At 69.6% G+C, this 8,546-nt stretch carries 8 protein-coding genes; 4 read left to right on the plus strand and 4 right to left on the minus strand.

Annotated elements, in window-relative coordinates; genetic code table 11:
- Nucleotides 1-938, minus strand: a 938-nt coding sequence (gene dmeF, locus N7590_RS21260) for a CDF family Co(II)/Ni(II) efflux transporter DmeF (RefSeq protein WP_279935874.1), incomplete at its 3' end; no start/stop codon positions are given.
- Between the two features lie 51 nt (nt 939-989).
- Here dmeF and N7590_RS21265 point away from each other — a divergent pair.
- Nucleotides 990-1,274: a metal-sensing transcriptional repressor gene (locus tag N7590_RS21265; RefSeq protein ID WP_053511351.1), complete on the plus strand. Its 285-nt coding sequence runs from the start codon at nt 990-992 to the stop codon at nt 1,272-1,274.
- 171 nt (nt 1,275-1,445) lie between these two features.
- Here the strand turns inward: N7590_RS21265 and N7590_RS21270 are convergent, their stop codons facing one another.
- The gene (locus tag N7590_RS21270) at nt 1,446-1,820 is read right to left on the minus strand and encodes a MerC family mercury resistance protein (protein WP_164242707.1); all 375 of its coding nucleotides are present in this window, start codon (nt 1,818-1,820) and stop codon (nt 1,446-1,448) included.
- 69 nt (nt 1,821-1,889) lie between these two features.
- Between N7590_RS21270 and N7590_RS21275 the strand changes: the two genes are divergently transcribed.
- Nucleotides 1,890-3,215, plus strand: a complete 1,326-nt coding sequence (locus N7590_RS21275; protein WP_164242708.1) for a GTP-binding protein — start codon at nt 1,890-1,892, stop codon at nt 3,213-3,215.
- Nucleotides 3,216-3,318: 103 nt separating this feature from the next.
- Here the strand turns inward: N7590_RS21275 and N7590_RS21280 are convergent, their stop codons facing one another.
- Nucleotides 3,319-4,926 carry an ATP-binding cassette domain-containing protein gene (locus tag N7590_RS21280; protein ID WP_164242709.1) on the minus strand — a complete coding sequence of 536 codons (1,608 nt, stop codon included), beginning with the start codon at nt 4,924-4,926 and terminating at the stop codon, nt 3,319-3,321.
- Nucleotides 4,927-5,089: 163 nt separating this feature from the next.
- Complete coding sequence (locus tag N7590_RS21285) at nt 5,090-5,989, minus strand: LysR family transcriptional regulator (RefSeq protein WP_164242710.1); 900 nt, start codon at nt 5,987-5,989, stop codon at nt 5,090-5,092.
- Between the two features lie 229 nt (nt 5,990-6,218).
- Here N7590_RS21285 and N7590_RS21290 point away from each other — a divergent pair, with 229 nt between their 5' ends.
- Complete coding sequence (locus tag N7590_RS21290) at nt 6,219-7,397, plus strand: serine hydrolase domain-containing protein (RefSeq protein WP_164242711.1); 1,179 nt, start codon at nt 6,219-6,221, stop codon at nt 7,395-7,397.
- Nucleotides 7,394-8,546, plus strand: a 1,153-nt coding sequence (locus tag N7590_RS21295; RefSeq protein ID WP_279935876.1) for an MFS transporter, incomplete at its 3' end; no start/stop codon positions are given. The genes N7590_RS21290 and N7590_RS21295, both read left to right, overlap by 4 nt.

Consider the following 8,546-nt stretch of genomic DNA (forward strand, 5'->3'; position numbering starts at 1 on the left):
TGCACCAGTTCTTCGTGGATCGCCAGCGCGTTGCGCACGGTATCGGCATCCAGGCGGGCATCACTGGTGACCACGCTGGCGCTGACCGCGTACTTGCCGCGGCCGACCTGCCAGACGTGCAGGTCGGCCAGGCGTGCCGGCCACGGGCCCTGCTCGATCACGTCGCGCACTTCGGCCACCACCGGCGCGTCCATCTGCGCGTCGAGCAGGATGCGCCCGCTGTCGCGCAGAAGACCGATCGCCCACACCGTGACCAGCACCGCGCCGACCAGTCCCATCACCGGGTCCAGCCAGGTCAGGCCCAGCAGCTTGCCGCCGAGCAGCGCGACAATGGCCAGCACCGAGGTGGCGGCGTCGGCCAGCACGTGCACGTAGGCCGAGCGCAGGTTGAGGTCGTGACCGTGTGCATGGCCGTGGTGATCGTGGTCATGCCCGTGGAGATGATCATGGCCGTGACCGTGGTGGTGATGCGCATGGCCCGGGCTGTCATGCAGCCACCACGCGCACAGCAGGTTCACGCCGAGCCCGACCGCCGCGATGGCGATGGCTTCTTTGTAGTGGATCGGCGCCGGCACCCACAGCCGTTGCAGCGATTGCACAGCCATCAGCGCCGCAACACCGAGCAGTGCGATGGCACTGGTGTAGCCGGCCAGGATCTCGATCTTCCAGGTGCCGAAGGCGAAGCGCGGGTCGTGTGCATAGCGGCGCGCACAGCGGTAAGCGAACACCGACAGGCCCAGCGCGAGCGCGTGCGAGCTCATGTGCCAGCCATCGGCGAGCACGGCCATGGAGTTGAACCACCAGCCGCCGACGATCTCCACCAGCATCATGCCGACGGTGAGCCACAGGGCGCGGCGGGTGTTGCGTTCGGCCAGCGGGTTGCCGTCGTCGAAGCGGTGTTCGTGACGGCGGGCGGCGGCCAGGGTGTCCAGGTGCATGTCAGACCCGAGGGGTGGAGTGGATACCCCCATAGGGTATATGATCCAGCCATGGCGCATGTACACAAGAACCGAAAGCAGCTGCTGACCCGGGTACGCCGTATCGGCGGCCAGGTGGCGGCGTTGGAGCAGGCGCTGGACCGGCCCGAGGGTGAGGCGGGCGACTGCGCGGACGTGCTGGTACAGGTCGCCGCGGTGCGCGGTGCCGCCCACAGCCTGCTGATGGAGCTGCTGCACGAGCACCTGCAGGAGCACGTGGTGGGCGCCGAGGACCCGCAGCAACGGGCGGCCGAGGCCGAAGTGCTGGTGGAGCTGCTGCGCCGCTACGGTAAATAGCCGGGTAGTGCCGGCCGCTGGCCGGCAACGTCAGGTGGTGGCGGGGTTAATGCGATTGCCGGCCAGCGGCCGGCACTACCGGGTATGTCCGGGGTTCATGTGGTTGCCGGCCAGCGGCCGGCACTACCGGGTATGTCCGGCGTTCATGGGGATGCCGGCCAGCGGCCGGCACTACCCTGCGTGCCGGTGCCGTGCGTTCCACAGATGCGTTGCGGCCAGCAGCAGGCTGCCGGTGACGGTCAGTCGCGTTTCCCAGCCGTGCGAGGGCAGCGCCAGCGCACCGGCCAGCAGCAGGCCCAGCCCCATGCCGGCGGTGGCCCAGGCCAGTACCGGCAGCGGCCGACGGCGCTCGGCCCGCCACAGCGCATAGCCGGTCAGCGGCAGGGCGATGGCCACGAACAGCAGGTGCACCCATTCTGCTTCGGCCCAGGCGCCGAACAGCGGCAGCGCGGCCGCGAGCAGGGGCAGCGCCAGGCAGTGCAGCAGGCACAGGCTGGACAGTGCGACCGCGCCGGCATCGAGCAGGGCGGCAGAGGGCGACTTCATCGGGGGAGGTTCCTTGCGCGACAATTGTTATACAGTAACATTTCCGTTCCGCAGCCAACCCGCTCCGACATGAACACTGTTTCCCGCGCCGACCGTCGCCTTCCGGTCACCGTGCTGTCCGGCTTCCTCGGGGCCGGCAAGACCACCCTGCTCAACCAGATCCTGCGCAACCGCGAGGGCCTGCGCGTGGCGGTCATCGTCAACGACATGAGCGAGGTCAACATCGATGCGCAACTGGTGCGCGAGGGTGGCGCCGAACTGCGCCGCACCGAAGAGACGCTGGTGGAGTTCAGCAACGGCTGCATCTGCTGCACGCTGCGCGATGACCTGCTGCAGGAAGTGCGGCGCCTGGCCGATGCCGGCCGCTACGACTACCTGCTGATCGAATCAACGGGCATCGGCGAGCCGATGCCGGTGGCCGCCACATTCGCAGTGCGCGACGAGCACGGCTTCAGCCTCAGCGACATCGCGCGGTTGGACACGATGGTGACGGTGGTCGATGGCAGCGCGTTCCTGGCTGACTTCGGCTCGACCCTGCGCCTGGCCGAGCGCGGCCAGCAGGCCGGGCCGGAGGATGACCGCGGCGTGGTCGACCTGTTGTGCGAGCAGGTGGAATTCGCCGACGTGATCGTGGTCAGCAAGGTCGACCAGGTGGACGACGAAGTACTGCAGGACACCCTGGCCGTGCTGCGCGGGCTGAACCGCGATGCCAAGCTGTTGTTATCCAGCTTCGGTGACGTGCCGCTGAGCGAACTGCTGGACACCGGCCGTTTCGACATGGAGCGTGCACAACGCGCGCCCGGCTGGGTGAAGGAACTGCGCGGCGAACACACGCCGGAAACCGAGGAGTACGGCATCGCCAGTTTCGTCTACCGTTCGCGGCGCCCCTTCCACCCCGCACGCTTCGCGCGCGCGCTGCAGTCGGGCATGCCGGGTGTGATCCGCAGCAAGGGCTGGTTCTGGCTGGCCAACCGCATGGACTGGGTGGGCGAGTTGAACACCGTGGGTGCGGCGACGCGCACGCAGGCGGCGGGTTTCTGGTACGCCGCGCGCGAGCGCGTGCGCGCCGGGCAGGAAGACACCACGCCGCTGCTGCCACCGACGCCGCTGCCCTACAGTGACCTCGGCTGGGCGCGGCAGCAGGCCGAGTGCTGGAGCGCGCCGCTGCCGGGCCTTGAGGAATTCCCGGACATGGCCGCGCATTCGGCGATGCAGCGCCTGTGGCACCCGCTGTGGGGTGACCGCCGCCAGGAGCTGGTGGTGATCGGGGTGCACATGGATGAGCGCGCGGTGCGAGCAGAACTGGACGCGTGCCTGCTGAACGACCAGGAACTGCGCGCCGGCCCGCTGCTGTGGCAACAATTGCCGCAGGCCTTCCCGGTGTGGAAGCGGTGAGCGCGCATTGACGGTTGGTGATGTGCCGGCCAGCGGCCGGCACTACCCCGGATTGATACGCCATGCGTGGATGAGCGCATGGCGGAGTCGAGCAAGCTCGACTCTACAATGCGTCGCGCCAGTGCCAGGCGCTGGGGCTGACCTGCAGCACCTGCGTGGGCCGCAAGGCCTGCAGCAGGTGCCGGTCATGGCTGACCATCACCAGGGCACCGGGCCAGGCCACCAGCAGGTCTTCCAATGCCTGCAGTGCGCCCAGGTCCAGCGCGTTGCCGGGCTCGTCCAGCAGCAACAGCTGGGGTGCCGGATCGGCATACAGCACGCTGGCAAGGGCGCCTTTCACCCGTTCACCATCGCTGAGGCTGCTGGCCCGTCGCTGGATGCGCTGTGCGTCCAGCCCGAGCAGGGCCAGGCGCGTGCGCAGTTCAGCGGGATCGGCCGCCGGGTTGGTGGCCTGCACGGTATCGAGGATGCTGTGCTCGCCGGACAAGCCCAGCAGCTGCTGGTCGAGCAGGGCCAGCGGCGCATGCCGCTGCACGGTGCCCGCGCGTGCAGGCAGCTGGCCGGCCAGCACGCGCAGCAGCGTGGACTTGCCGCTGCCATTGTCACCCACCACCGCGATGCGCTGCCCGCGACGGATCTCCAGCTGTAACGGGGCACTGCAGCCATGCGGCAACACCAGCGATTGCGCCTGCAGCAGGCGCGCGCTGCCGCGTTCCCCTTCACCGGCAAACAGCGCCAGTTCCGGCGTGGCATGAACCGCAGCGGCCGCCGCGCGCAATTGATCGGCACTGGCCTGCAGTCGATCGGCCTGCACCTGCTGTGCGCGGCCGTGGCTGGCCTCGGCGCGCTGCTTCTGCCGGCCGAGCAGGATCGGTGCCTGGTTGGCCTGCTTCGCATCGCGGTTGCCACGCGCCTGCCGCTGTTGCTGGCGTTCGTGCTGTTCACGCGCGCTGCGTTGCTGCTGCCGGTGCTGCGCGCGCGCATGGTCGAACTGGGCGGCGGCGGCCTCGCGTTCGGCCGCACGTGCGTCGGCGTAGTGCCGCCATGGTCCGCCATAGCGGTGCAGCCCACGCGCATCGAGTTCGACGATCTGCTGCATCTGTTCCAGCAGCTCGCGGTCGTGGCTGATCGCCAGCAGGCCGCCACGCCATTGCTGCAATTGTTCGTACAGCTGTTGGCGATGGCGCGTATCGAGGTGGTTGCTGGGTTCGTCGAGGATCAGCCAGTCGGCACCGCTGGCCCACGCCCCGGACAGCGCGACCTGCATCGCCTGGCCACCACTGAGTCGCGCGGCGGGCTGGGCGGGGTCGAGGTCGTCGGGCAGGCCCACTGCCTGCCATTGCTGCTGCAGGCGTTCGCGCAGGTCCCAGCGGTCACCGACGCAGGTGAAGTCGGCCTCGTCCACGCTGCCGGCTTCGATGCGCGCGAGTGCGGCCAGTGCTTCACCGACACCGGCCAGTGCGCCAACGGTGCCGGAAGGTGGATAGCCGGGTGTCGGCAACAGGAACACGCGGCCACTGCGGCGCACCTGGCCGCTGTCGGGTGACAGGTGGCCGGCCAGCAGGCGGGCGAGCACGCTCTTGCCGGTGCCATTGGCACCGACCAGGCCGGTGGCGACCGGTTCAAAGGAAAACGACAGATCGGAAAACAGCGGGCGGCCGTCGGCCAATCGGTACGACACGCGATCGAGCGTGAGGGAATGCGGGGTCATGCGACCTCCATGGATGCCGGGTTCTCCCCTGCGCGCAGGGGCGGGAAGAGTCAGGCCGTCTGATGGGAAGACGGCGGCATCAATGGCGCATTGGTCGCGAGCCTCTGGGAGGAATGAGGGGACAGTATAGCGGGGCTGGCTGAATGGCCGGGATTGATCGCGGCTACGGCACGGTTTCCAGGCGTGCGCTGACGAAATCGATGAACACCCGCAGCTTCGGCAGCACGTGGCGGCCGGAGGGCCACAGCAGGTGGAAGATGCCGCAGGAATGCACGTGTTCGTCCAGCACGGTGACCAGCCGGCCGTCGGCCAGCGCATCGCGTACCGAGTGCACCGGCACGAACGCCACGCCCACGTGGCGCAGCGCCAGCGCCACCCGTGCTTCGATGGTGTTGGCCACCATGTGTACCGGCAGTTCCTGCGGGGTTTCATCTTCAGGCCAATGGATCGGCCATAGCTCCAGCTTGCCGGTGCTGGGGAAGCGGTAGTGCAGCAGCGTGTGCTGCATCAGCTCGGCCGGCGTGCGCGGAACACCACGCTGCTGCAGGTAGGCGGGCGAGGCGACGATGCGACGCGGAAACACGCCCAGGCGCCGCGCGTTCATGCGCGAGTCGCTGGGCTCGCCAACCCGCAGCACGGCATCGAAACCTTCCTCGATGACATCGACCAGCCGATCGCTGAAGTCGAGATCGAGGCGGATATCCGGATAGGCGGCCATGAATTCGGCCATCAGCGGCAGGGTCAGGTCACCGACCAGCGGCAGGCCGATGCGCAGCGTGCCGCGCGGTGTGGCGTGTGGTTGCGCCAGTTCGGTGCGCGCGGCATCGCGCTCGTCGAGGATGCGCCGGCAGCGCGCCAGGAACAGCTGGCCCTCGGCGGTGAGGGTGATGCTGCGCGTGCTGCGATGGAACAGTCGCACGCCCAGCGCGTGTTCCAGCCGGGCAACGCACTTGCCGGCGGCCGAGGCGGAGATGCCCTGCAGGCGCCCGGTCTCGACGAAGCTGCGGGTGTCGGCGGCGTGCACGAAGGTCTGCAGGTTGGCGAGGTTGTCCAGGACGGTCATGGGCGTGCGGGCGATGAAAGCGGCAGGGTAGAGGGGCGCGCTGGCGGCGGTCGGCGCCGCCCTCGCAACACTGTGGTGCGAGGGCGGGTTGTGGGCGGTTGTGGCCTTGCAGTTCCGGCCATGATGCCGATTGCGGACTGCACGGTCCATGATGCCCGGAGCGGCAACCGGCTTTTTGCGTGGCGGCGGGCTGCCTAACGTGGCGGCCTCTCCCCCACGGATCACCGCGATGAATGCCGCTCTTTCCCTTGAACCCGTACCGACGCTGCCGTCGGTGCAGCGGTTGCTGCAGCAGGTGCACCCGCTGCGCCTGGTCGGCGCGGTGGTGCTGGTGCGCCAGCACGGGGTGCTGCGCCACGCCAGCGCCAGCGGCCTGGCGGACCGCGAATCGGCCACGCCGATGCAGCGCGACCAGTTGTTCCGGCTGGCCTCGGTCAGCAAGCCGCTGCTGACCACGGTGATCCTGCGCCTGGTGGCCGAGGGCGTGCTCGACCTCGATGCCCCGGTGCAGCGTTGGCTGCCGGATTTCCGTCCGGCGCTGGCCGATGGCAGCACGCCGCCGATCAGCCTGCGCCAGCTGCTCAGCCACAGCAGCGGGCTGGGCTACCGTTTTCTGGAAGCCGATGCGGACGGCCCCTACGCGCGGGCTGGCGTCAGCGATGGCATGGATGCCAGCCCGGTGTTCCTGGGCGAGAACGTGCGCCGCATCGCGCAGGCGCCGCTGCTGTTCGCACCCGGCAGCCAGTGGCTGTACTCGCTGGGCGTGGATGTGGCCGGTGCGGTGGCCGAAGCCGCAACCGGTGAAACCCTGCAGGCGCTGTTCGCGCGCGTGCTGGCCGCACCGTTGGGCCTGCGCGATACCGGCTTCGCCACCGCCGATGCTGCGCGGCTGGCCACGCCCTATGTGAGCGACATGCCGCAGCCGCACCGCCTTCAGGAAGGCGAAGTGGTGGCGCCGTTCGAAGGCACGGTCGGCATCGAGTACAGCCTTGCACGCGCCACCGACGCCAGCCATTTCGCCTCTGCCGGTGCCGGTCTGGTGGGCACCGCCGATGAGGTGATGGCGGTGCTGGAGGCGCTGCGCGATGTGCGCGCCTCGGGCCTGTTGCCGCCCACGTTGGCGGCGCAGATGGCGACCCCGCAGGTGGGCGAGCAGGGCCCGCCGGAACCGGCCGGCTGGGGCTTCGGACTGGGCTTTGCGCTGCTGCGCGATGCCACTGCCAGCGGCACGCCGCAGTGCGAAGGCACCTGGCGCTGGGGCGGCGCGTATGGCCACAGCTGGTTCGTCGACCCGGCGCGTGGGCTGAGCGTGGTGGCGCTGACCAACACCCTGTACGAGGGCATGGATGGCGCCTTCGTCGATGAGCTGCGTAATGCGGTCTATACCGATCTGGAGGCCGCCCGATGAGCGGCCATGCCATCGATGCGAGCAGCCCGGCCGGAGAAGCCACGCGCCTGCCGTGGGCGGGCCTGCTGGCACTGGCCGGTGGTGGCTTCATCACCCTGCTGACCGAGACCCTGCCGGCCGGCGTACTGCGACCGATGGGCGACAGCCTGGGCGTGAGTGATGCGGCGGTGGGCCAGCTGGTGAGCGTGTATGCGCTGGGCTCGGTGATGGCTGCGCTGCCGATGACCGCGCTGACCCAGCGCCTGCCGCGGCGTCCGTTGCTGCTGGCGGCGATTGCCGGGTTCGTGGTGGTCAATACGCTGACCGCGTTGAGCAGCAGCTACGCGCTGATCCTGGCCGCGCGCTTCCTGGCGGGGGTGAGTGGCGGCCTGCTGTGGTCGCTGGTGGCCGGTTACGCCGCGCGCATGGTGGTGCCTTCGCTGCAGGGGCGGGCGATCGCTGTAGCCATGGTCGGCTCACCGTTGGCGTTGTCGCTGGGGGTGCCCGCCGGCACGTTGCTGGGCCAGCAGATCGGCTGGCGCTGGGCGTTCGCGTTGATGAGCCTGCTGGGCGTGGGACTGCTGGCGTACGCGCGCTGGGCGCTGCCTGCATTGCCAGCGGCGGCGACCGGCCAGCGCATGTCTCTGGGCATGGTCTGGCGCATGCCCGGTGTGCGCAGTGCGCTGCTGGTGATGGTGCTGTACGTACTGGCGCACAACGTGCTCTACACCTACATCGAACCGTTGGCGGTGGAGGCCGGTGCTGGGGCGTGGCTGGACCGCCTGCTGCTGGCGTTCGGCATCGCGGCGATTGCTGGCATCGGTATTGCCGGCTGGGGCGTGGACCGTCATCTGCGCGCGCTGGTCTGGGCGGCGGTGGTCGGCTTCCTCCTGCCGGTGCTGGCGCTGCTGCTGTGGCCCGGCCAGCCGACCCCGCTGCTGCTGGCGACGATCCTGTGGGGCGTGGCCTTCGGTTCAGTGGCGACCCTGTTCCAGACCGCGCTGGCACGCCGCGCGGGTGCCGCTGCGGATCTGGCTCAGTCGATGCTGGTGACCGGCTGGAACCTGGCCATTGCCGCCGGTGGCGTGGCAGGCGGTGTGCTGCTGCAGGCACGCGGCGCCAGCCAGCTGGGATGGTTGCCGTTGCTGTTGCTGGTGGTGACGGCAGCGT

This window comes from Stenotrophomonas sp. GD04024 (assembly GCF_029837545.1).
Classification (GTDB): domain Bacteria; phylum Pseudomonadota; class Gammaproteobacteria; order Xanthomonadales; family Xanthomonadaceae; genus Stenotrophomonas; species Stenotrophomonas forensis.